The organism is Fulvitalea axinellae (assembly GCF_036492835.1).
GTDB classification, from domain to species: domain Bacteria; phylum Bacteroidota; class Bacteroidia; order Cytophagales; family Cyclobacteriaceae; genus Fulvitalea; species Fulvitalea axinellae.
Genome location: NZ_AP025318.1, coordinates 226,988 through 249,313, shown reverse-complemented (window position 1 = coordinate 249,313; position 22,326 = coordinate 226,988). Strand labels below are relative to the sequence as shown.

The 22,326-nt window shown below is 46.1% G+C and carries 17 protein-coding genes; 12 read left to right on the top strand and 5 right to left on the bottom strand.

Annotated elements, in window-relative coordinates; translation table 11 throughout:
• Nucleotides 1-2 precede the first annotated feature (2 nt).
• The 9 genes from AABK39_RS24170 to AABK39_RS24130 all read left to right on the top strand — a co-directional run bounded on the left by AABK39_RS24170 (nucleotide 3) and on the right by AABK39_RS24130 (nucleotide 9,195).
• Entirely contained in the window at nucleotides 3-3,152 is a 3,150-nt protein-coding gene (locus AABK39_RS24170) for an efflux RND transporter permease subunit (RefSeq protein WP_338395587.1), read from the top strand.
• A gap of 121 nt (nucleotides 3,153-3,273) precedes the next feature.
• Nucleotides 3,274-4,701 carry a TolC family protein gene (locus AABK39_RS24165; protein WP_338395586.1) on the top strand — a complete coding sequence of 476 codons (1,428 nt, stop codon included), beginning with the start codon at nucleotides 3,274-3,276 and terminating at the stop codon, nucleotides 4,699-4,701.
• 75 nt (nucleotides 4,702-4,776) lie between these two features.
• A complete protein-coding gene (locus AABK39_RS24160) occupies nucleotides 4,777-5,838 on the top strand; it encodes a sensor histidine kinase (protein WP_338395585.1) in 1,062 nt (353 codons plus the stop codon).
• Entirely contained in the window at nucleotides 5,813-6,508 is a 696-nt protein-coding gene (locus AABK39_RS24155) for a LytR/AlgR family response regulator transcription factor (RefSeq protein WP_338395584.1), read from the top strand. The genes AABK39_RS24160 and AABK39_RS24155 overlap by 26 nt, the downstream gene beginning before the upstream one ends.
• A 202-nt stretch (nucleotides 6,509-6,710) precedes the next feature.
• Nucleotides 6,711-7,037 (top strand): DMT family transporter, encoded by a 327-nt coding sequence (locus tag AABK39_RS24150; protein ID WP_338395583.1) that lies wholly within the window; start codon nucleotides 6,711-6,713, stop codon nucleotides 7,035-7,037.
• A gap of 505 nt (nucleotides 7,038-7,542) precedes the next feature.
• The gene (locus tag AABK39_RS24145; RefSeq protein WP_338395582.1) at nucleotides 7,543-8,094 is read left to right on the top strand and encodes an RNA polymerase sigma factor; all 552 of its coding nucleotides are present in this window, start codon (nucleotides 7,543-7,545) and stop codon (nucleotides 8,092-8,094) included.
• Nucleotides 8,095-8,153: 59 nt separating this feature from the next.
• Entirely contained in the window at nucleotides 8,154-8,546 is a 393-nt protein-coding gene (locus AABK39_RS24140) for a hypothetical protein (protein ID WP_338395581.1), read from the top strand.
• Nucleotides 8,547-8,675: 129 nt separating this feature from the next.
• Nucleotides 8,676-8,996, top strand: a complete 321-nt coding sequence (locus AABK39_RS24135) for a hypothetical protein (protein ID WP_338395580.1) — start codon at nucleotides 8,676-8,678, stop codon at nucleotides 8,994-8,996.
• A gap of 4 nt (nucleotides 8,997-9,000) precedes the next feature.
• Nucleotides 9,001-9,195: a hypothetical protein gene (locus tag AABK39_RS24130; RefSeq protein ID WP_338395579.1), complete on the top strand. Its 195-nt coding sequence runs from the start codon at nucleotides 9,001-9,003 to the stop codon at nucleotides 9,193-9,195.
• Nucleotides 9,196-9,274: 79 nt separating this feature from the next.
• Here AABK39_RS24130 and AABK39_RS24125 read toward each other — a convergent pair whose 3' ends face one another.
• Complete coding sequence (locus AABK39_RS24125) at nucleotides 9,275-10,654, bottom strand: GAF domain-containing protein (RefSeq protein WP_338395578.1); 1,380 nt, start codon at nucleotides 10,652-10,654, stop codon at nucleotides 9,275-9,277.
• A 658-nt stretch (nucleotides 10,655-11,312) separates the two neighbouring features.
• Between AABK39_RS24125 and AABK39_RS24120 the strand changes: the two genes are divergently transcribed.
• Nucleotides 11,313-12,590 carry a hypothetical protein gene (locus tag AABK39_RS24120; protein WP_338395577.1) on the top strand — a complete coding sequence of 426 codons (1,278 nt, stop codon included), beginning with the start codon at nucleotides 11,313-11,315 and terminating at the stop codon, nucleotides 12,588-12,590.
• Nucleotides 12,591-12,666: 76 nt separating this feature from the next.
• On the opposite strand, the gene AABK39_RS24115 is transcribed toward AABK39_RS24120, so the two are convergent.
• From AABK39_RS24115 to cysM, 3 genes are all read right to left on the bottom strand, one after another.
• On the bottom strand, nucleotides 12,667-13,674 hold the full coding sequence (locus tag AABK39_RS24115; protein WP_338395576.1) for an AI-2E family transporter: 1,008 nt from the start codon (nucleotides 13,672-13,674) through the stop codon (nucleotides 12,667-12,669).
• Nucleotides 13,675-13,718: 44 nt separating this feature from the next.
• Nucleotides 13,719-14,516 carry an efflux RND transporter periplasmic adaptor subunit gene (locus AABK39_RS24110; protein ID WP_338395575.1) on the bottom strand — a complete coding sequence of 266 codons (798 nt, stop codon included), beginning with the start codon at nucleotides 14,514-14,516 and terminating at the stop codon, nucleotides 13,719-13,721.
• A gap of 282 nt (nucleotides 14,517-14,798) precedes the next feature.
• Nucleotides 14,799-15,710 carry a cysteine synthase CysM gene (cysM, locus tag AABK39_RS24105; RefSeq protein WP_338395574.1) on the bottom strand — a complete coding sequence of 304 codons (912 nt, stop codon included), beginning with the start codon at nucleotides 15,708-15,710 and terminating at the stop codon, nucleotides 14,799-14,801.
• Between the two features lie 418 nt (nucleotides 15,711-16,128).
• Here cysM and AABK39_RS24100 point away from each other — a divergent pair, with 418 nt between their 5' ends.
• Nucleotides 16,129-18,168, top strand: a complete 2,040-nt coding sequence (locus tag AABK39_RS24100) for a hypothetical protein (protein WP_338395573.1) — start codon at nucleotides 16,129-16,131, stop codon at nucleotides 18,166-18,168.
• An 87-nt stretch (nucleotides 18,169-18,255) separates the two neighbouring features.
• Here AABK39_RS24100 and AABK39_RS24095 read toward each other — a convergent pair whose 3' ends face one another.
• Nucleotides 18,256-19,698: a sulfatase family protein gene (locus AABK39_RS24095; RefSeq protein ID WP_338395572.1), complete on the bottom strand. Its 1,443-nt coding sequence runs from the start codon at nucleotides 19,696-19,698 to the stop codon at nucleotides 18,256-18,258.
• Between the two features lie 447 nt (nucleotides 19,699-20,145).
• On the opposite strand from AABK39_RS24095, the gene AABK39_RS24090 reads away from it, so the two are divergent.
• Entirely contained in the window at nucleotides 20,146-22,323 is a 2,178-nt protein-coding gene (locus AABK39_RS24090) for a fasciclin domain-containing protein (protein WP_338395571.1), read from the top strand.
• Nucleotides 22,324-22,326: the final 3 nt, after the last annotated feature.

The window sequence follows — 22,326 nt, the reverse complement described above, 5'->3', positions numbered from 1 at the left end:
CCATGCTAAAGGTATTTATAGAAAGGCCTGTCCTCTCTACGGTCATCTCGGTGTTGATCGTTATGATGGGCTTACTCGCCATCCGGACACTCCCGATGACGCAGTATCCGGAAATTGCGCCTCCTACCGTAAGCGTAACCACCAGCTTTCCCGGCGCTAGTGCCGAAACGCTGGTAGAGAGCGTTGTGACTCCTATCGAGGAGCAGATCAACGGTGTGGAAGGCATGACATACATGACCTCCAAAGCCAGTAACAACGGTAGCGTTCAGATTACCGTGTTCTTTAAGCCGGGTTATGATCCGGACATGGCTGCGGTAAACGTACAGAATCGCGTGGCTTTGGCCAGTTCCACTCTGCCCGCTGCGGTTACCCGTATGGGCGTAATCACGGAAAAGCAACAAAACTCGGCGCTGATGTATATGTCGGTTCGTTCCGAGAATCCGGACCTGGACGAAACTTTCGTCCAGAATTATGTCAACATTAATATTAAGCCCGAATTCCAGCGTATCGACGGTGTGGGTACCGTAAGCATATTCGGAGATAAGGGATATACGATGCGGGTCTGGATAGATCCGGTCCGTATGTCCACTTACGGAGTGACGGTATCCGATGTGGTGTCCGCTGTTAATGACCAAAGTGTGGAAGCTTCGGCGGGTACCTTGAGCCAAAACGCCGGTAATTCCTTCGAATATGTGATCAAGTACAAAGGGCGATATAAGGAGGAGAAAGAATACAGGGATATCGTAATCCAGAGGCTGGAAAATGGTAAGATACTTCGGTTAAGCGATGTCGCAGAGGTTGAGATCGACGCTTTCTCATATTCTTCCACGGCTAGCACCAAAGGATTTCCTAGCATTTCCATGGGTATTTATCAAATGCCGGGTTCCAACTCGCACAAGATTTCTGCAAAACTCTACGAGAAAATCGCTGAGCTGGAGAAAGGAATGCCCGAGGGTCTGAAATTCAATTACGATTATGATACGGATCGTTTTCTGGCGGCTTCTATGTCCAAAGTGAAAACGACTTTATTCGAAGCCTTTGCGCTGGTGTTTATCGTGGTGTTTATCTTTCTTCAGGATTTCCGCTCCACGCTGATACCGGCCATCGCTGTTCCGGTTTCTATTATCGGTACATTCTTCTTCTTGCAGGTTTTCGGCTATTCCATCAACCTTCTTACGCTTTTCGCCTTGGTTTTGGCTATCGGTATTGTGGTCGATGACGCCATTGTGGTGGTAGAGGCCGTACACGCCAAGTTGGACGCGGGATACCGTAGCGCCAGAAAAGCTACGCATTCGGCTATGGAAGAAATCGGCGGAGCCTTGATCTCCATTACGCTTGTGATGGGCGCCGTATTCGTTCCTATTACTTTCGCAAACGGTCCTGTAGGCGTATTCTACAAACAATTCGGCGTTACGCTTCTGATTTCAATCCTGATTTCTGCGGTAAATGCCCTTACGCTTAGTCCGGCGCTCTGTGCCTTGTTGTTGAAAAGCGATGGCCACGGAGAAGAGAAAAAAGGTTTTGGCGCCCGATTCACCACGGCCTTTAATGTGGGCTTCGAGTCCCTTACGGGAAAATACGGGAAAGTGGTTGGCTTCTTGGTCAAAAGGAAATGGATCTCGGCCGGATTGTTAGCCTTGTGCGCTGTTTCTGTTTTCTGGTATAACAGCCGGATGTCCTCGGGTTTTGTGCCAAATGAAGACCAAGCGACGATCTTTATCAATGTGGAGTTGCCGGAAGGCGCCTCACTTGACCGTACCGTAAGTGTGACCAAACAAATGGAAGAAATTTTCTCCCAAACGCCTGGAGTCAGCAGTTATACAATGATCAATGGTAGTAGCTTCTTTTCTGGAGCTGGTAGTTCCTATGCTATGGGATTTATCAGTCTTGATGATTGGGATAAACGGAAAACGCCTGATTTGAGTGTGGAAGCAATTTTAGGGGGGCTTTATGGTGCCACCCAAATGATTCCCGACGCCCAAATCGTATTCTTCCCTCCGGGTACCGTACCGGGCTTTGGAGAGTCGGGAGGTGTGGAAGCCCAGTTGGTTGACAGTCAGTCGGGTGATTTGAAGGAGCTGGACGTGACGGCCCGAAATTTCGCCCAAGCGCTTACGGCCCGTCCGGAGTTAGGCTTTGTGTCAAGTTCGTTCAACACGAATTTCCCGCAGTTCGAAATGACTTTGGATATTCCGAAAATCAAGGAAGCGGGCCTGAACGTCGGCGACGTGATGTCGGCGATGCAGGGCTATATCGGCGGTATTTACGCCGCGGACTTCAGTAAATATGGCAAACAGTTCAAGGTATTCGTTCAGGCCAAGCCCGAGCACAGGGAAGACCCTGCCAGCCTTGACCTTATCTCCGTAAGAACTCCCGACGGTTTGATGGCCCCCGTTTCTGAATTCGTGACGCTTACCCGTACCAAAGGGCCACAAACGGTTAGCCGCTTTAACTTGTTCAACGCTGTTACGCTAAACGGTACCGCCGCGCCGGGCTATTCTTCCGGCGACGCCATCAAGGCCTTTAACGAGGTGGCTGAGGAAATGCTTCCCAAAAACTACGAGGTGTCTTTCTCCGGACTTACCCGCGAGGAGATCCTGGCCGGTGACCAGCTTACTTTCCTGTTCGCCCTTAGTGTTATCTTCGCCTATTTCTTCTTGGCCGTACAGTACGAAAGTTACATCCTTCCGTTTGCCGTTATCCTGTCATTGCCTTTGGGTATTTCGGGCGCTTACGGAACCTCTTGGTTATTTGGTCTTGAGAATAATATCTACTTCCAGGTTGCCCTGATAATGTTGCTTGGTCTTTTGGCTAAAAACGCCATTCTGATTGTGGAATACGCATTACAACGACGCAAAGAAGGAATGGAGTTGGTACAGGCCGCCGTAACTGGCGCCAAGGCACGTCTCCGCCCCGTATTGATGACATCGTTCGCCTTTATCCTCGGCCTTTTGCCATTGGTGTTGGCGCAGGGGGTAGGCGCTTCCGGAAACCGCTCTATCGGTACCGGCGCGGCGGGCGGTATGCTTGTGGGTACGGCTTTGGGGCTGTTTGTGGTTCCTGTGCTGTTCGTGGTGTTCCAATCGTTGCAGGAACGCTTTAAAAGAAAACCCGAGACCGAACTAAAAGCCGAAGCGATAACGGAGTCCTGATAAGTGCACCTTCTGTAAAGGAGTTGAAAAAGCAAGAAGAGCAAGCTTGATAATTCATCACTGCATACTCTTTACGCTTTACTCTGGACTCTTTACTAAGTACGATTTTAGTTTAGAAATCATGACAAGAAACAGAATCATATATTATTGGGCGCTGGCCCTCGTCTTGCCCCTTACCTTGCAGTCATGCTTGGTAAGGCGCAAGTACAGCGAGCCCAAACTCTCTGTCGATACCGAGGCGCTGTACCGCACCGATGTCGTTACGGAATCCTCCGACAAATCTATTGGGGAGATGCCTTGGGAAGAGTTCTTTTCGGATGAAATTCTGCGCAAGCATATACGAACGGGACTGGAAAACAATTATGATGTCCGAATAGCCTTGCAGAACATCGTGGCGGCCGACGCTTACCGCAAGCAGGGAAAAGCCGGCTATTTGCCTACAGCCAGCTTGGCTGGCAGAGCCAGTTGGCAAAACCCTTCCGACAACACTGCGTTCGGTGGTGGTGATTTTAATATGGACCAGTTTGACGTGACAGGCAGCTTTAGTTGGGAAGCCGATATTTGGGGGAAAATCACCAGCCAGAACAAAGCCTTCCGCGCCTCGTATCTTCAGACTCTGGCCGCCAAACAGGCCGTGGTCACCAGAATGATATCGGATATCTCGTCCTCATACTTCGATTTGTTGGCCCTGGATCGCCAGCTTGACGTTACGGAGCGCACGATCGTAAACCGCCAAAGGAGTCTGAACGTAATCCGAGCGCTGAAAGACGCCGGACAGGACAACCTGACCGAAGTAGCCGTAAAGCAAGCCGAAGCGCAACTTTACGACGCTCAGCAGATCAAGGCCGATCTGCAAGGCCGGATTCGCCTGACGGAAAACGCCCTTTCCGTACTGCTCGGCCGTACGCCGGGGCCGGTGGAGCGTGGCGTCATGGGACCGGAAATGTTCGCTTCCGAGGCGGAGACACTTTCGCCCGGCGTTCCTTTGGCCCTGCTTTCCAATCGCCCCGATTTGCGGGCCGCCGAGCAAGGTTTCGTAAACGCCTTCGAGATGACTAACGTGGCCAAGGCCGATCTTTATCCTGCCTTGAGCCTTAGCGCTGATGTGGGGCTGATGGGTAACGAAATATCCAAAGTATTTCGTGGCGATGCCTTTTATTATAACCTCTTCGCTAACCTTACGCAACCGATCTTTAACGGCCGTAAGCTCAAAACCCAACTTGAGGTAGCCAAAACCAAGGAGGAACAAGCGCTGTTGAGTTTTGAACAGGCGATATTAAACGCCTCGCGCGAGGTAAACGATGCCTTGGTCAATTACAAGACTTCCGCCGAGAGAAAGATAAGCGTAGGCAAATCCTTTGAGGCTTACAGCCAAGCCACTCGCCAGTCCGAGGCGCTGTTGGCTAGCGGAATGGTTAATTACTTGGAGGTTTTGCGGGCGCAACAAAACGAGTTGGCTACAGAGTTGTCGCTTGTTGATTTGCAAAACGGGCAGAACAAAGCCCTGCTGAATCTTTACGTATCTTTGGGCGGAGGGGGAATCGAATAAAGGCCCTTTCTTCCATCTGTAGCGTCCAATTTTCCGGGAGGGGTATAATCCCCTTCCGGATTTTATAGTGTTGATATGTCAATCAAAAACAAAAAAATAACGACCGTAGCCTTATGGCTGGGGATTGCGCTGTTTTTTTTCGCACTCTTCACAGAATTAACCGATCCCGTTACCGCCCTTTTGCGGACAACGGGAATAGTTGTTCCCCAAGCGGCTATTTTTTATCTGAACATCAGGGTGTTATTGCCGAAATATTTTAAGCCCCGTCCTGGGCATTATGTCTTTCTTGCCCTTTTGTCAATTGTCGTTAGTTTTGGGGTAGGACGTTTACTGTTTACGTTTACGCCAGAATACAGGCGGTTTGGAGAAGTCTTTGACGGCCCTACCAAAGTCATGATCCAGGAGGTGATGTCCTATTCGCTTTGGCGCTTTGAGGAGACATTGATACACAGCGCTCCCCCTATTTTCGCCGTTTTGGCCAGTCTTTATTTTTATTCTTATAAAAAGGCGCAGGAATCGGATAAGAAAAGACTTTCGGTTGTGGAGTCCGAAAAGGACTTCTTGATGCAACAAATCAATCCGCATTTTTTGTTTAATACCCTGAATAATATCTACTCTATGACCTCGATGAATGACCCCAAGGGTCCCGAGGCCGTGATGCGACTTTCCAAATTGTTGGATTATTCCCTTTACGGGACAAGAAAAGGAATTGTAAGCCTGCGGGACGAGGTTAGCTATATCAAGAATTTCACGGAACTGTTCTTATTGAAAGACGACGAGATAGTTAACGTGACCATTGACCATATACACACCGATCCTTCCAGAAAAATAGCGCCCATGCTGTTGATTCCTTTCGTGGAAAACGCTTTTAAACACGGCAACGTGGAGTGCGTACACGAAGGGTTTGTCAGGATAAGTTTAGCGACTGAGGGAAATACGCTGACATTTATTTGCGAAAACTCGTTTTGCGAGGATAAACGCAAAAGCCCTGGCCATGGGATAGGAATACAGAACGTAAGCCGCAGACTGGAACTCTTCTACCCGAAACGGCATAGCTTGGAGACGGGAAGCCGTAATCGGGTTTTCTATGTGAAACTGAAAATTGAGCTCGATGACACTGAAATGTCTGATAATTGACGATGAAAAACCTGCGCGCCAGCTCTTGCGGGCTTACTGCTCCCGAGTGCCCGATTTGGAAGTGGTTGACGACTTCAAATCTGCGGTGGCGGGCTTAGCCGCTTTGGCCGACAATCCCGTTGATTTAGTTTTTCTTGATATCAATATGCCGGAAATGACAGGGTTGGAGTTTATCAAAGCTTTGAGCGCCCCGCCAGCTATCATTATCACTACGGCCTTCAGAGAATATGCGGTTGAAGGGTTTGAGTTGAACGTGACCGATTATCTGGTTAAGCCTATAGAATTTAGCCGTTTTATGTCAGCCGTCAATCGCGTGCGCGAACAGCGAGGCGTGGATCCGGCCACGCCCCATGAAGCCGTTACTAGTCACGTGGTCCTGAAATCGGACAGAAAGATTTACCGTGTCAAGCTTTCCGATATAGAATTTGTAAAAGCTGACAGTGAGTACGTAGTGTACCAAACCAAAAGCTTCGGTCCACTCAAAGTGCTTGACTCTATGAAGAGGGTAGAGGACCAACTCCGGGCCAGTGGCTTCCGCCGGATTCATCGCTCATATTTGGTCAACCTGGATGAGGTCCGCTATATCGACACCAGCCGTTTGTTTGTCGGTGATCATCATCTTCCTATCAGTGATGGCTATCGTGCCGATTTGTTGGATGCTTTGGGGTAAACTGGAAAGCATAGTACGGATAAAACTGTAGTTATAAAGCGATGCTCCATCCACCTTTTATATGGAAGAAAGACGCAAGGCGCGTAGCCAATATAGTGAGGCTGTAACGTGAAGGAAGTAACGTTATCAAGGACTCGGGATCCTATTCTTCCACAGCCGAGGGACACAAAGTTCCCGTGCATTATTTATAATGTTAATTATCATGAAGTATTTGTATCTGGCATTAGCGATCGGATGTGAGGTTTTTGGTTCATCACTCTTGAAGATCTCTGACGGGTATACAAAATGGTTACCTGCCACGGGATCGATAGTGGTTTACTGCTTGTCTTTCTATCTGTTGTCTCTTGCCTTGAGGGAGATTCCTTTGGGAACATGTTACGCAATTTGGGCTGGTTTGGGTATCGTTCTCACCTCAATCGTATCAGTTGCGTTTTTTGGACAAAAGTTCGATGTTCCCGCAATCCTCGGCACTATTTTAATTATTGCTGGTGTTGTGGTAATGAATTTCTATTCACAAACATCGCATTAATTTCCTTTAATTGATTCAGTGCGGGGGTTTTACCCCTGCTCTTCTTATTTGTGTACATCAAGTTTTCTTTAAACTTAAAGAGGAGGTTGATAAGAAAACAGAGTTATTATTGAAGCTGAGTATACCCTTAAAAAAGTCACTAATGTAGTGGTGGAAAAAGGAGTAAGGGTAAAATGTCACACAAATCCCCTTTTTCTGTTTTTGACAGTTTTCCATTTCCGGGCGGGAGAGACGTTTTGTAGATGAATCTGACCGTACAGCATTTCAGCCTTGTTTCCCAAGACGTCCTTGTGTTCCTTTCTTTTCGCAATCGCTGATGTCTACTGACACAGGGTTGTCACAAGGCGCCTATATATTTGAATTATCAGATAGCGAAAACGTTGGTTTTACCGGAAAGAAACGGTTGGAAAGAGGATTTTGAGTTTTTTTTGAAAAAAATCGAAATCCCTTAAAATATTTTCTCCGCTAAGCCGACTACAAAGTGTAAACACGAAAGTCCGCGACGATGAGCGAACGGAAGAATGAAGATATACTCAAGCCCTTTGATGAGGAACAGGGCAAATTGAGGAATTTCATCAGACGGAATGTACCTAGCTTGGAAGACGCCGAGGACATCTTGCAAGACGTGTTTTATCAGTACCTGTTAGGATATGATAATATCCGGGATCTTGAGAAAGTAACTGGTTGGATATACAGGGTGGCCAGAAACAAAATCACGGATCTGTTTCGGAAAAAAGGGACGAGAGGCAAGCAAGACAGCCTTTCGGAAACGGAAACCGATGACGGACCGCTACACTTTCAGGATCTGTTGCCTTCTTTGGAAGGAAATCCGGAGTCGGAATTTCTCCGGGAACAGGTATGGGAAGAACTGGAAAAGGCGTTGGATGATCTTCCGGAAGAGCAACGCCGGGTTTTTGTCTGTCATGAGCTTGAGGGAAAGGGCTTTAAGCAAATTTCGGCGGAAACGGGAGTCGCCGTTAACACCTTGATTTCCAGGAAAAGGTACGCTATTCTTTTTCTTAGGAAAAGACTTAGGCATTTGTACGAACAGTACTAGGGGAATGATCATGACCGTCTTTCAAATTGGAAACAAAACCGTCAAAAGATAAAAAAGATATGCTATTAGCGGAAGTGAAAGCCTTTGAGGCAAATGGGATTTTCGGAGCCGGAATACCAATGGAAACCGCCCAAAAGATAGAGACGGCGTACAGAAGAAATCGCAAAGCTTGGGAGCAGGCTTTTTGTGAGGTATTGGGCTTGGATCAGGAAGGACTTAAGGCCGTGATGTCTAATCGGCCTGATGGGGCTGTATTTCCGGAGGATGCCCTACTAATGGCTTTTGGTCACAAATCAGTAGCTCTGAAAGAAGTATGGCAACGCTCCGACGAGGCTTTGTCGATGTTTGTCGAAAGCCTTCCTGCGGAATACGCTCTCACGGAGTCACAGTTTGAGCTTGTGCTTTCTTGGATTCGTCAACAGCGTGATATCCGTATTCCGGAAGATTGTTGATTGTAAAAAAATCATTAATAAGCTAAAGTTCAATTGATTGTTTGTCTTGTGGCTATGGAGCCAAATGAAATTGACTTCCCCTGAAAAGCTTTGTGATTAGGATTGGTTGAATCTGAAAATGGGAAAGAAATGAAAGTAGTATCAATATTGTGTAAATCGTTGTTCGCTGTAGCGGTTCTTGCGGCGATTGTAGTAGTACTCAAGTCGTTGTGGAACTGGCTTTTGCCAGAGCTGTTCGGCTTGCCGGAAATCGGATTCGCTCAAGCTGCGGGTTTGTTTTTGCTATCCAAACTCCTTTTTTCAGGTCCATGGATGGCGCACAGACATTGTAAGGAAGAACGATGTTGTGACAATAAACGGGGTGGGGATCTGCGGGAGCGTATGAGACGTAAATTTTCGGAATGCGTAAAGACAGATGAAAAAGATAACGAAGAGACAAAAGATTCGTGAGCTTATGAAACAGACATACGGACAAATCAGCGGAGCTCCGATAGGGAATCGGTTAGTTCAGGCGCTAAAGCCAGGAATGCTTGTGGGAACATTTATGTATCTAGTTTCAATGGGAGCTTTGGGAACCTTTCAGGCAATATGGATCGGTTTCTTGGCCGGGGCTACCGCTTTCTTGTGGAAAGTGATGGGAAGGGGGTGAGTTTGTATTGGTAGATTGTTAGTGGTTGAATGCCGGTAAAAGACCAATAGGTGATTTACCGACATTCCGTGATTTCCTGTTAGCTTGTCTCAAGTTCCAGAATTCTGGCCCTTAGCGTTTTCAACTCTTCATCTTTCTCCTGAATTGTGCGGCTGTATTCCTCTTGAGCGTTCATTATCTCCTCCATATTCTGTCGCATCATATGCTCTTGTTCCCGCATCTGTTCACTGGATTTTTCCGCGTTACTTACGAGATTCCGCATCTTTCGGGTCACTTTGGAAGTGGACAAGAATGAGGCGAGCCCTTCGCCCGATTCCTTTACCAGATTGATTTCATGTTCGGCAAACTCACGGAAAGACGCCAATTCCACCAAAGCCAAAACCTCTTCGTTATGCCTTAACGGAACGATAAGCAGACTTGTGGGCAGGGCTTCGCCCAAACCTGAAGTTACCCTGATATAATCTTCTGGTATTTCCGTTCTGTAAACTGTGTCATTTTCCAAATACGCTTGGCCCAACAACCCTTCTCCCGGATCTAATTTATGCTCGATGTGCTTCTTTCGACTGTAAGCGTAACAGGTTGACAATTCGATATAAACATCTTCACCCTCTTCGTCCGATACCACATACACCGCCCCTTGGTTGACTTTCAGGTAACTGATAAGGTGCGAAAGGAATCTGTCTTTTACAATATCCCAATCCGATTCGCCACGCAAAATATTGTTCAATTCTGACAGCCCTTGCATAACCCATTGACGCTTTTCGTTTTCCGCCTGTTGCTTTTCCACTTTCGCCACATAACTTTTTAAATCAGCGGATTGGGATTGGATGTCCTGCTGTTTGGTTTCCATATCCTTCCACAGCTTAGCGTTTTGTTTTTGAAGCGAACTGTAAGAAGATGTACTGAGAATATAGCAGATAAAAAGAATCATTCCCGCCACGGCAAACAACGCGACGGTCATGTCTTGGGAATAGAACTCTTTATTGGAAAACTCGTCACTTCCCCACCCGTCAAGAAATAATGGCAAGCATAGGGTCAGGAATGAGTTGGCAATCATTGTGAGCTGTAATTTTCTCTCGTTCGTAGAGTACAGTACCCAAGGCATGATAGTCATACTGCCTTGAGCCAATGACAGACCGGGGACAATACCGTCGCCAGCATGGCGCAAGAGCATATGATAGGAAAAAATTAGCCAAGGATTTACCGTTCCCATTATTATGCGCGAGTATTTGCTGTCAGCGCCGAAGGCGACTATCAGATAATGAAGCGCCATCACCACGAATATTCCGATGGTTATCCCCATAATAGGCGGATAGAGTTTGTAGGTCACTACAATAAAGGGAGCGGTGATTAACATTCCGAGAAATGCCCACAGGTTGGCTACTTTTAACGATGCTTTGGATTCAATGTCCATCTGCTCGTTTGCGCCAAATTCAGATATACGTTTTAAAAAGCTCATCTAATTACTAAAAAACAACAACACTTGATCTTCACGGCTATAGTCGGAATCATTGGGGATCTCAGATATGAGTTCTTATGATCTGTTAGACAAAACCGATGCTTCACTCTAATGTAAAAACAAAAAAACACCTTTTGACTCTGTTTTACAACGATTTAATCATATGCGGATATAATAATTTCTAAAAAGTTTCGGTTTTGCTCCTTTGTAGGATCCAATTTTTAAGATTTTGACTCGGAAAAGAAAGAACTTTATTCCTCCGTTTAATAGAGTTTACTCAGAATATTCTTCTGATTAGAGACGGAATTGTTTTGTTTCTGCAAATAATAAAAACAGTTGAATTGTTTTTTCTATCCAAATTACGGCATGAATATTTTCTCTTGGAATTGATCCTAAATGCGAATTCCGCGCAACTTATTTTCATAATTAAAAAACTGATAAATAGTGATTTATGGTTGTTTGGGGTGTTGGTTATGATATAAGTTATTTGAATGAAAAATGCCTATTGAGCTAATATTTTGTTAAATTGAAATCTTACTAAGGCCAGTGTCTAGGAAAGGTACGCTACCTTAGTTTTGCATATTCGGGATCTGCCCGTTTGTTTTTTATTATCCCTTAATGGGTGACTTTCAAAAATTTCATTTAATGGCATAAGGTCATGATAAACAGAAGATTAAAATTTTTATTTTTCCTCGTTTCTCTTGTAGTATTAGGAGGCTCTGGTTGTACTTCCGGCGACGAAAAAGTTCAATCGGAGTTGAAGGCTTGGTTGGGCAAGGATACTAAGTCAAGGTCTGGGCTGGAAACTCTTGCATTTTCAAAGGAAGCCTTAAGCGCTGAAGGAGCGTCAAAAGTGAAGGGTATACTCACAAAAGAGGCAGAACGTGAGGCTTTGGAAACTCTCGGCAGTCAGTGGGATGCTAGGGAAATGAAACTTGGCGACAAAACTATGCCTTTCTTTTATAAGGTTTGGGGCGAAAAGCCCGCTGACGGTCGTAGTCTTTTCATCTCGATGCACGGTGGCGGTGGTGCTCCGGCAAAGGTAAACGACCAGCAGTACCGTAACCAACAGCGCCTGTACGACGCAACTATGAAAGGGCTGGAAGGAGTATACTTGGCGCCACGTGCTCCGGGCAACTCGTGGGACCTCTGGCACCGTGATGAGATCGAAGATTTCTTCAATAATATCATTCGGATGGCAGTAATCAAAGAAGGCGTAAACCCTGACAAAGTGTATGTGATGGGGTATTCGGCTGGCGGAGACGGAACATTCCGTATGGCTCCGCGTATGGCCGACCGTTGGGCTGCCGCCTCAATGATGGCCGGACACCCGGGTGGAGTTTCCGCTTTGAATCTTCGCAACCTTCCTTTTTCTATCCATATGGGCGAGCTTGACGCGGCGTATCGTCGTAACGAGTTGGCGGCAGAGTGGGGCGAAAAGCTTCAGGCATTGAGCGACAAATATCCGGGATCATATGAGCACTCTGTGACTATTCACAAAGGAAAAGGCCACTGGATGGAGCTTCAGGACGCTGTGGCGTTGCCATGGATGTTGAAATTTAAGCGTAATCCTGTACCAGCAAACGTGGTTTGGCATAGCGACAACACTCGCCTGAACAGCATGTACTGGCTCGAAGTTCCTGAAAAAGATCTTAAGAAAGGCGGAGTAGTTAGGGCTTCCTACGACAAGTCTAAAAACGAAATCAACATCGAGGAGAATTATAGCGATGTGCTTTTCATCAACCTGAATGACGCAATGCTTGATTTGGACAAGGATGTTGTCGTGAAGTATCAGGGAAATGAGATTTTCAAAGGAAAAGCGCAACGTGACGCTATGAACCTTTGGCGTTCGATGTCATACAAGCATGATTCGAAATTGGCTTTCCCGGCTAGTCTGAAAGTTGAGTCAAACAAGAAAGTGACGGTAAGACTGTAATTCATATTCCTTTTAGAAAAATAGCCACTGACAAACCGTGTGTCAGTGGCTATTTTTTTGTCCGCAGGTTATCCCATCATTCCATTAGTTTCGCCAATATCTTTGTTCCGTTTTGGCGTTTGAGGATCAATTTAACCAATACTAGCAAAGGAACGGCTAATAGCAAACCGATTGGTCCCAGGATATATCCCCAGAAAATTAGTCCGAAAAGGATCGTAAGCATATTGATCGATAGCCGGTAATCTAGAAATTTCGGTTCGACGATATTACCGAAGAACACTTGTATAAAGACCAATAACAAGGCGAAAACCCACAGATTGGCGTACGAAATATATAATCCGCCAAACAGGATCAAGACTATCGTAACAGCAAATGAACCGAACGAGGGTATGAAATTGAGACAAAAGGCCATAAAGCCCCAGAACAAGGGAAAGTCCAGATTGAAAAAATACGCGGTAAGGCCGAAACAGAGTCCGGTGGCGAAGCTTGTGAAGAATTTTACTTGGATATAAATCGATATTGAACGTTTTATTTCCTCAAAAATCTGAAGCCATTCGCCGTTTTCTTTTTCTTCTAGACTCCGGAAATATTCTTTGTACTTTACCATCCCTCCCAAGATAATAAAGAGGTAGATCAGCATAATAAACATCGATCCGGCTAAGCTGGTAAGGCTTCCGCCTACAGTAGCCAAAACGCGTGACCAACGAATGGGGCCGGCAAATTCGGTGAACTTCTGCTGGACATCGCTCATTGAGAGGCCCAACTCGTTCATTTTTACCGTGACCAAACGTGTAAGTTCCGCTTTCTCGCCATACAGTTGCAGTATCGATATCCTGATTGTTTCGATGATGCTTCCCGCTATCAGCAATACCAATAATCCGGAAAGAACTAGGGCCAAAGCAGAGGGAATCCCTTTTTTGTGCAAGAAACTGATTACAGGATAAAGAAGAAGGGAAAAAAAGAAAGCCAGAATCAAAGGAAGTACGATGCTTGATAATGTCTTGAGCAGATAAAAAATCAGGAAGGTCATGAAGAAGACCAGAATCAAGCGGATGCTTTCTACGTTTTTTTTCAGTCGTTTCATCGATGGGGAGAGCTTTTGGAAGCCCTGCCCAAAGATTGGGCCGATCAGCGCCTCTTGGTGCTGACGGCCGGAAATATTACTACAGAGGCTTTTTCTCCCTCTGAGGGCAAACCGCTTTTTGGGTCGGAGATATTTACGCCCACGGTAACTTTGTACTGTTCGACTCTGAAATCTTCCGGAGCCTTGATGGTGCATACATAACCGGACCAAACCTTGTCGGGATTGGCGGCTAATGATACGTTTACGGAATCGCCCTCGTTTACGGACTGGCCGAAGCTTACGGAGAGCTGGGTCTCCAATTCAAACGTATTATGGCTTCTCCACAATGTCATCAGGTGTTGCCCTGAGTATATCTCGGTATTGTCGCTGGCGATGTTTTTTACGATACCGTCGAAAGGCGCGTAAATCGGGTGGTCCTTTACCGTGCGTTGCAGTTGGTCAATGGCGTAGTAGTCTCTGTAGATTCGGTGTTTGAACAGAGTCTTTTCCTCTCCTTTGTTCTGTGGAGCCGGAGGCTGGGGCATGTCGCCGTTAATCTTCAGTTTCGAGAGGTAGTCGCTCCAGGCTTCGGCGCTTTTGGGCTCTTCCAGCATCAGCGAAGAGATTACTTGCGGAAGGCGCTGGATCATGCCACGCTTAAGGCGTCTCAATTCCCCAAGCACTTCCTTGTCGGCGATATGACACAGCAAGTCCCCTTCCTTGAATTGTTTGCCGGGCAGTAGGCCGGCTCCAAGGATTTGGCCGTCGTAAGGGGAAATGAAATTGATGGAATTGTGTTTGGAAACGTAGCCTTCAAACACTTGGAATCCGGTTTCCCGATACATGGCTTTCTGGCGTCCCATATTACAGGAGGACAGAATACAGCCAACTAACAGTAGAGTTCGAACGATATAAAGAGTAAAGGTTTTATTCAAATTGTCGAGTTTGGTTGCTAATGATCGCAACATACTCAAAAGGGGATGCCCCGTACAAAAAAATGGGGAACAATGGTGGTTTTATAATTGATTTAATTCGAATTGGAAAATTACATCTGGAAAAAAGACGAAAACGCAAATGTTTTTTCAAATAAAATATAGATGCTGGGGAAGGGCCTCTTTTCCTCCCCAACACCATAATGTATAATATTAGTTTCCAAATAGATCAGAAGACAGATACCTGTCGCCACGGTCGCAGACAATGCAGACGATAAGGCCTTCTTCAAGCTCTTCGGCCAACCGCCGGGCGACTGCCAAGGCTCCGCCACTGCTCATTCCGGCGAAGATTCCTTCGTGTTCGGCCAACGATCTGGACATCTCTCTCGCTTCGTCTGCGCTTACGTCCATGGTACGGTCCACACGCTCGGGGTCGAATATCTTCGGAAGGTATTCTTTAGGCCATCTTCTTATACCAGGAATGTTGGACCCTTTGGCGGGTTGCGCTCCGACTATGCAAACATTCGGGTTCCGCTCTTTAAGGTAGCGAGACACGCCCATAATGGTACCCGTAGTACCCATAGCCGACACAAAATGAGTGACTCCGCCTTGTGTCGCTTCCCAGATTTCCGGTCCAGTGCTTTGGTAATGGGCCCGGTAGTTATCGGGGTTGGCGAATTGGTTCAGCATTAGATATCCGCCTTCGCTTACCTTTTTTTCGGCGTAGTCCCGGGCGCCTTCCATCCCCACTTCTTTGGATGTCAGCGTTACCTTGGCGCCGTATGCCCGCATGGTTTGGACACGTTCTCGGGTGGCGGTTTCAGGCATTACAAGTTCAATATCGATTCCCTTTAGCCGAGCGATCATCGCAAGTGCGATTCCCGTATTGCCACTGGTGGCTTCTATCAGTTTGGTGCCCGGCTCCAGTTCGCCACGCTCCAAAGCCCCGTTGATCATTCCCCAAGCCGCGCGGTCTTTTACGCTTCCTCCGGGATTGTTTCCTTCCAATTTCAATAGAATCCTTACGCCGGGTTTTGGCGAAAGGTGCCGTAGTTCCACAAGTGGCGTCTTGCCTATTATGCCCATCACATCGGGAAAGGCGGGCTGAGTGTTGCTATCGCTCATTTTATGTAGTTTCGAGTTAGAGTCTTTCGGGGATGCGTTGAAGGCGTTTGGCACCTACGCACCAATCTATCCGTCTTACGTCCGATTGCCTGTATGGGTTGTTAAACCGGGCTTTTCAACGGCGGAATTTCCGATTTTAAGCTGGACCCATCAATACGATAAAGTCATATAGTTATACAGAAAACCGGGGACATTAAGCTTTGGATAGATGTTTTGATTTTGGATTAAAGGTGAATATCGATAAAAAGAGACTTATTTCAATTTTTTTTATATCCCGATAGAGGGGGAATTCCTTTTCGTCAGTCTTTTGTTTATAAGGGTGTGACTAATCGCCCATTATTTTTTCAGCGTGATGTGTTTTTCCGGATCTGTATGATGTGTTCCATGGTCCGGTTTGATGGAGGCAAAATTTATGCAGATGTATAAACTGTACAAGCGACTGTTACCGCTGTTGTGTTTTTGCGCCACGTTTTCTTTGTCATTCAACGTTTTTGGACAGGAAACTGAGCGACAAGAAGTGGAGTTACCGTTATATGGTATAACAGAGGCTGTAATACTTTCCGATAATGAGGCTCCTGAAGCGACCGTTGGCGTGCCGTTTGACAGCTTGGCGCCGTATGGTTCGGACAAACGGAGATTGTCTAAGCTTTCTTATCTTGATTTTGAGAGCGGTGACTGGACATTGGACTCTGTTTTGGCCGTGTGGAACAAATGCGGTTATCCGCCTCGTTTCGTAATTGGCGAGGAGGAATCGGCTACGCTGTTGCGTGCGTTATGCGATAGTTTAAACTCGATCGATCGAGTAAAAGGCAGGGTTGACGCTTCCAAACGGTTTGATTGTGAGGGAATTTCGGAGCTGGGTACGGACAGGTATTTTGGAAGCTCGTTCATTTTGCCAAACCCCAAAGGCGAAGAAATCACTTTTAGGCCCTATAAGCCCGGTTATCTTTTTTTTCCTGCCGAAATCACCTTTGGTAAGGGAAAAGAAAACGTTGAGGCGACATTTAGAATGTATAGGCTGGATATTTCGGCCGGAGTTGTGGCCCATTATTTAAAGTCAGACCGTTTTGTTGATCTGTGGGACGTAAAGGCGTCTGTTGGGTATGGCCGGGAGGATGATCAGACATCGGTTTCTGTACTTCTGAAGGGTCCGGAGCAGGAAGGTGAGGGCAGGACTTTCCATTTTTCATTCAGGAAAAAAGGAGGGTCGAAAAGACAGTGCCTGTTGTCGGGCAGGGCGTTTGATTTGTTGTTAGATAATGAACGTTTGATTTTGTCAGGAAAAAATTCGGAAGGCGAATTCATTCTGAAAGAAAAAGTTCCGGACGGTGTCACGCATGACCTTGCGATTACATCGCCTAGAGGCGGAAGTATTGCCATATTTCTTGACGGTGATTTGTTGAAGAAAATTCCGGGTCTGGCCTTGTGTACAGAGACCATTTGTAGCTATACTTTGGGGCGAAACGCTTGGGGTGAAACTTTCCTGGGCAATTTGTCAGACTTTGTGGTTTGGGGCCGGATTCTCTCTTCAATGGAATTGGAACTGCTTGCAAGCTCCACCCAGCCTATTTTTAGTTTGGGCGCAATGATGACAGTAATCTCGGTTGTGTTGCTTTTGGTTGTGCTGGTGGCCATTTACATAATTGTGAAGAGAAAATTAGCCCAACGAACCGAAAAGAATGTGGATCAGGGTGAAATAGTGACCGATGAGGGGCAGTCTGAATACGGGCTGAGTATACGTATTATAGGCGGCTTTGTAGTGGAAGACAGTTTGGGAGTGAAACATTCGGGAGAGTTTACTCCGAAACTTCGGGAAATCATGACCTGGCTTTTGGTGAAGCATGTTTGGGGCGATAGTTTTACGACAAAAGAAATCAATAAAGCCCTTTGGCCCAATACCAATATGACTAGCGCTAACAATAGCCGGAGTACGCTTTTTTCGAAGTTGAGAAAGGTATTGGATAAGCTGGATATAGGAACTTTGGTCTTTGAGTCAGGGAAGTGGGAAATGCGGTTGAAAGCCAATGTACGTTGCGACCTTGAGGATGTTTACGCCCGGATAGTCGTCGGTGGTCCGTTGGTTATGGACGAATCCGTTATGGATGTTTTGTCAATCTTGAGTAGAGGAGCACTTGCCGGAAAGATGGAGGGGGAGTGGTTGAAGTCGTATCGTCAGGAAATCAGGGAACGCGTTTGTCAGAAACTGTGGAACTATGAAGGGCCATTGACCCCGGAAGAGGCTTTTTTATTTGCGGAGGCTTTGAAAGTTTTTGACCCGATTGATCCGAAAGCTTTGGAATACGGCATTAGGGCGAACCTTCAGAGCGATGATCAGAGTGGCGTTCAGTTTTTGGCGGATGATTACAGGAAGAATTATTTCCGGACCAAACATCGCAATTGCGATTTGGATCTGGTGGCGTTTGTAGCGGATATCGAAAGGAACTTTGAGTATAAGTGAGAAATAGAGAGATCTTTATATATAAAAAACGTTTTTTGTGAAATGTGTATTTGGCCACCACCCGAAAAAGGGTGGTGGCTTTTTTTGTTATAGCTTGGCCTTGACGCTAGCTTCCAGTTTTCTGATTCTTTCCCTGTTCCTTTTTTCTGATCCGATTCCGTATTGTTTGAAAGCGTCTTTGATTTCCTGAGGATCTTTACCCAAGGCCAAATCCCCGATTTCTTCCGTTGTGGAATCCAAAAGCTTTCGCATTTCGGCGAGTTTTCCTTTCCATGCCGGATCGTTCGCTAAGTTCACGGTTTCGTACGGATCGGATTCCAAATCGTAAAGCTCTTCCGGAGGTATCGGAGTAACCAATTGTTTTTGGGCCGGAGTCAGTGTCCCTTTTTCATCCAAAGCTTTGATTAAATGATATATAGGATGATTCGCTTTACGATAGGCGGTAGAAGCTTCGTTGACGGAAAGGTCGTTTCTGAGATTCCGGATATAGCGCAATTTCTTTGTCCTAACTGTTCTGGATTTGAAGAAAACCTCCCCGATCCTGTCGCTGGCGGCATAGACAAAATCCCTTCCTTCGGCGTTTTCTCCAATAAATGTTCTGCCTTGGGAAGCGTAACCTTTTACTCCGGCAAGGGCCAAAGTCGTGGCGTTTATATCCAGCATACTCCACATTCGGTCATCGGTTTTCCCTTTTAGATACCGTTGCTTAATCTTCGAGTCGGAAGCGAAAGCGATAAAAGGAACCTTGAGTCCGGAGTCGTAAAGGAAACACTTTCCGCGGGTCATCGGTCGGCCGTGGTCCGAGAAGAAAAAGACTAAAGTGTTCTCCATCAGCCCCTTATCATTAAGCTGTTTGATGACTTGTCTTACCTGATTATCAAGTATTTGTGCCGATTCAAGGTAATTCGCCCAATCCCTCCGGCTTACGGAATGGTCAGGATAGTAGGGAGGAATATTAACTTTTGACGGATCGACAGGGCGTTTGCTGTCTCGGCTGAATCCTCTGTGGGTAAGAGAGAAATTCACACGGGCAAAAAACGGTTTTTCTTTATCAATATCGTCCCATTTTTCGAAATCGTAGGTTTTTGGATCGAATTTGAAAAGCCAGTCCGTTTTGCCTGTGCTGGGCCGGCTTTTGATATTGGCCGTTTGGTAATTATTCTCGGCCAATAACCGGTGAATAGGCAAGACTTTTTCCGGCAATGCCGGCTTCAGCGAATCCGGATAGCGCATATGGTACGCCCCGATGCTGTTTTGGTAAAAACCCGTAGCCAGTGCGGTCCGGCTGGGCGAACAGACGGCGGCCGTGGCGTACATATTCGTAAAACGCTTTCCGTTTAGCGCCAGACTGTCGATGGTAGGTGTTTGTACGTTTGAATTGCCGTAGCACCCCAAATCCTGGGACAAATCCTCGGCGATAAGCCATACGATATTAGGCGGTCGTTCGGTTTGCGTTTTTTCTGTGCAAGAGCTTAGCGTTCCTGCTGTCAGCGCCAAAGCGGAAAGTCCGGTAAGATAGTGTTTTGACATAGAATATGAGTTAAAAAATTTCAGAAGGAATTGCGTCAGCATTGTAAAAGGCTTATACTCTTCCCTTTCCTTGTCAATTTTTACAAGTTGGCACATCCAATAGCCGTGATTGACAAAGAGTAACCGCTCTTAAAGACGAAGTTTTTCTTCGTAACCCTCTATTTTGTAGTTGCTTATATGTGTTTTTTGTGAATGTTTAAACTCGTTAAATGTAATGTAGATAAACAAGATTTAATGAGGGTAAACGATGAGTAAACGGAAGAGAATAATCCTTTTTTTTGGTCAATTTTTGTGAGCTGAACAGTAGGTTTTGAGATTAAATTTATTCCGAATTCAAAAGGGATCACGCTATTCGTTTTTGGTTTTCAATTGTACAGTCATATAGGGCCTTGAGCCCTATTAATAATTTTTGAACTCATTTTTTCTGATTAACATAAATACTAAAGTATGGTAAGAAAACGACTATGTTATCTTTTGCTCATAGGTTGCTTCTTTTTTGCGGCTTGTGATGAAGAGAAAGAGCACTATGATGTGCCGAAAGACGAGTTCGGAACAGTAGTGGACGTAATCGGGGCCCGGGCTAATCTGAGCTTATACAGTGACGCGATCGAACGTTTGGGGCTTGAAAAAACTTTGGTGTCGGGCTCTTATACCGTGTTCCCTCCAAATGACGAAGCATTCGACCTTTATTTCCAGCGCAAGGGTTACACCAGTTTGGATGACCTTTCGGAAGAGGAGCTCAAGGGTATTGTTTTGAACCATGTGGTGAATAATGCGATGACATGGGAAAAACTCCTGAAGATGCACCTTAGGGATTGGAGCGAGGAGGACGATTTGGGACCTCACGGAGCGGGCTTGTGGGGATTTAAACGGCCGACACTCTATCGGGCTCCTTTTGTAGAGGAGGTTTCTGTTGATGATGGAAAAACCTACAAAGTCTGGCAGGCTCAGAAGTTTATTCCTGTTATGGCGCCTCAATTTTTCGTAGGCCTTAAGGAATTGTCTGATTATCAGGATCTTTTTCCGGAAGAAGGCCGTCCGTATGACGGCGAGCATATGGCTAACGCCAAAGTCAAAGAGAAGGATATTTTTGCCAGTAACGGGATGATCCACGAATTGGACAGGGTAATCGAACCCCTTCCAAATATTGACAGGACTATGGCGGACATGTCGGATAAGTTTAGCTTGTTCAGAAGCCTGTTGGACCGGTTCGCATATTATTCTTTCTCATCCGAAGGGACTTCCAAACAGCCGATTAACGAATTAGGCTATCGGGACTCGGTTTTTGTGAAACGGTATAGAGGAGGCCGAGGAGAGGGCATGACAGTCACAAGCGTAGCCAATGATATTGTTAATTATAATATCCAAGACAATTTCAAGCTGGGCGAACCTAAGGCTTTGGCTTCGTACATTCCCACAAACGAGGCGTTGCAGGCTTATCTCGATGAAAATTTTCTGAACGGGCGTTATGCTTCGGTTGACGAAATACCTAAAGAGGTATTGGCCTATTTGGTGGGCAACCATTTGTGCTCCATCTATAACACGTGGACTCGACCAAGCGAGCTTGACGATTGTTTGTCAGGTCTTTATGAGCCACTTTCCCTGAATAAGGACCAAGATGTTGAGTTGATCAAGTGGTGCAACAATGGGGTGATTTACGGAATCAATAAAGTCATTGAGCCAAATATTTACAAGTCGGTCGCGTCACGGGTATTGTTTGATCCGGATTTCAGCTACCTGATGCGAATGTTTGTCACCACCAATGAGGTAAACCAGTTATTGTCAAACAAAGACTCTCAACTGACCTTCTTCGCGTTATCGGATCAAGGCTTCAACGATAAGGGAATCTTTTATGATGAAGTTCTGGAATCTTTTACCCTGAGAATCGGAGACGATGTTTTTCCATGGGGCGGTGGTTCTCGACTGATCTCAGATCATTTGGTTGATAATGTGGCATTGGACAATATCACGGAAAGACGCTTCCTTAAGGCTCATAGCGACATTTACATTTGCGTGGAAAATGGTAGGGTGTACGCTGGCGGTAACCAGGAAGTAGGTGAAACCATTGATATTATGGAAGCCGAAAAAGGGGGGAATAATGGTGTTACCTATTTGATCGCAGGACGTTTGGATGGGCCAAGCGCCAAGGCTCAGGACTACCTTGATGATGAGCTTTACGCTCGAGATGTGTTCCAAGGGTTCAAAGGGTTGCTTGAGAAAGCCAATATGACTATCCCTGAAAAAGAGCTTACGGTATTCATTCCTACAAATGAAGCCATTGAGGCCGCCGTGATCGCTGGTAAGATACCGGGGCTGGATTCCGAAGGAAACATTGACGGGGATGATGGCGAGGCTACGCTAAAGAACTACCTCAACCTTTATTTCCTTGAAGAAGAGCAAGTGTTCTCCGATGGGCAGAAGGCCGGAAAGTTCAGAACCTTTGCGAAAGATATTGCGGGTGAACGCATAAGTCTTGAGATCCAGAATTCGCAACGGGACCTTAGGATTGTTGCCGTGGGAGATATGGAGAGTGACGTAAGGGTTGAGCAGAAGGGCAACAGTGATATCATGGCGAATAAAGCCGCGATCCATCAGATTAATGGCGTATTGTTATTGGAAAATTAAACC

Bases quoted from the DNA above. Each gene is read 5' to 3' on its own strand.
- AABK39_RS24170 (WP_338395587.1), top strand. From the start codon at position 3: ATGCTAAAGGTATTTATAGAAAGGCCTGTCCTCTCTACGGTCATCTCG.
- AABK39_RS24165 (WP_338395586.1), top strand. From the start codon at position 3,274: ATGACAAGAAACAGAATCATATATTATTGGGCGCTGGCCCTCGTCTTG.
- AABK39_RS24160 (WP_338395585.1), top strand. From the start codon at position 4,777: ATGTCAATCAAAAACAAAAAAATAACGACCGTAGCCTTATGGCTGGGG.
- AABK39_RS24155 (WP_338395584.1), top strand. From the start codon at position 5,813: ATGACACTGAAATGTCTGATAATTGACGATGAAAAACCTGCGCGCCAG.
- AABK39_RS24150 (WP_338395583.1), top strand. From the start codon at position 6,711: ATGAAGTATTTGTATCTGGCATTAGCGATCGGATGTGAGGTTTTTGGT.
- AABK39_RS24145 (WP_338395582.1), top strand. From the start codon at position 7,543: ATGAGCGAACGGAAGAATGAAGATATACTCAAGCCCTTTGATGAGGAA.
- AABK39_RS24140 (WP_338395581.1), top strand. From the start codon at position 8,154: ATGCTATTAGCGGAAGTGAAAGCCTTTGAGGCAAATGGGATTTTCGGA.
- AABK39_RS24135 (WP_338395580.1), top strand. From the start codon at position 8,676: ATGAAAGTAGTATCAATATTGTGTAAATCGTTGTTCGCTGTAGCGGTT.
- AABK39_RS24130 (WP_338395579.1), top strand. From the start codon at position 9,001: ATGAAACAGACATACGGACAAATCAGCGGAGCTCCGATAGGGAATCGG.
- AABK39_RS24125 (WP_338395578.1), bottom strand. From the start codon at position 10,654: ATGAGCTTTTTAAAACGTATATCTGAATTTGGCGCAAACGAGCAGATG.
- AABK39_RS24120 (WP_338395577.1), top strand. From the start codon at position 11,313: ATGATAAACAGAAGATTAAAATTTTTATTTTTCCTCGTTTCTCTTGTA.
- AABK39_RS24115 (WP_338395576.1), bottom strand. From the start codon at position 13,674: ATGAAACGACTGAAAAAAAACGTAGAAAGCATCCGCTTGATTCTGGTC.
- AABK39_RS24110 (WP_338395575.1), bottom strand. From the start codon at position 14,516: ATGGGACGCCAGAAAGCCATGTATCGGGAAACCGGATTCCAAGTGTTT.
- cysM (WP_338395574.1), bottom strand. From the start codon at position 15,710: ATGAGCGATAGCAACACTCAGCCCGCCTTTCCCGATGTGATGGGCATA.
- AABK39_RS24100 (WP_338395573.1), top strand. From the start codon at position 16,129: ATGTATAAACTGTACAAGCGACTGTTACCGCTGTTGTGTTTTTGCGCC.
- AABK39_RS24095 (WP_338395572.1), bottom strand. From the start codon at position 19,698: ATGTCAAAACACTATCTTACCGGACTTTCCGCTTTGGCGCTGACAGCA.
- AABK39_RS24090 (WP_338395571.1), top strand. From the start codon at position 20,146: ATGGTAAGAAAACGACTATGTTATCTTTTGCTCATAGGTTGCTTCTTT.